The sequence below is a fragment of the Candidatus Phytoplasma sp. AldY-WA1 genome, assembly GCF_020312115.2.
GTDB lineage: Bacteria > Bacillota_I > Bacilli_A > Acholeplasmatales > Acholeplasmataceae > Phytoplasma > Phytoplasma vitis.
In genome coordinates this window covers 1-946 of the sequence record NZ_JAHRHX020000129.1, presented here as the reverse complement: position 1 = coordinate 946, position 946 = coordinate 1, and the positions used below count along the sequence as shown (strand labels likewise).

Sequence of the window (946 nt, the reverse complement as noted above, 5' to 3'; positions counted from 1 at the left end):
AAAACGAATCAGAAGGAGTAAAAATAGGAGCTGGCGCTTATAAATTAACAAATTATATTCCGAATAAAGAATTACAATTGGAACTTTTCGACAAATATCATGATCAAGATATTATCAAAAATTCTCCTAAAAAAATTAAATTCAAAATATCTAAAGATTCAAATACTCTTTTCCAAGAATTAGAAACAAAACAAGTCAATGCAATGCTTTATTACCCACCAACAGAAATTCAAAATTTAAAAGACGATTTAACAAACAAAAAATATAAAAATATAAAAATATTAGAACACGAAAGAGCTACTCAAAGTTATATTTATTTTAATAAACAAAAAACTAATGAAAATGTACGTAAAATCATTGCAAAATCTTTAGATATACAAGAAATAATCGATGAATTAGAATTACCTGATACAATTGCAAAATCTGCATTTCATAATAAATTAATTGGCCATAATCCTATTATAAATTATCATCAACCTAATATAGAATCAGCTAAACAAGAAGTTCAAAGATTAAGACCAGAAGATAAAAAATTAAAAATTGCAATTGGTAAAAACAAAACATCATTTCATGACAAAATAATAGAACAATTACAACATGTTGGTTTTGAAATAAATTTAGAAGAACCTGAGTGGAAGACTTTTTTAGCAAATTCAACAAAAGGAGAACAATCACCTTATAATTTTGTTTTTTTAGCAGAAAATTTTGAAATGAAATACGCTCATAAATATATCGAAGATTATTTCAAGTCAACAAACAACGAAAGTAATTTCTTTGGTATCAATGCAGATGATAAAATTGACATCGAAGATAAATTGACAAAAGCTAAATCATCAACTGACTTAACAGAATATGAATCACTATTAAAAGGAATAGAACAATATTTATATAACAAACATTATTTATTTCCGTTAAAAACAGAAAAATCATTTATTTTAGTTAATAC

Annotated in this window: 1 protein-coding gene; it reads left to right on the top strand. The window is 24.2% G+C overall.

What is annotated here, in order from left to right; translation table 11 throughout:
• On the top strand, positions 1–946 hold a 946-nt coding region (locus KTO59_RS04420), incomplete at both ends, for an ABC transporter substrate-binding protein (protein WP_284928848.1).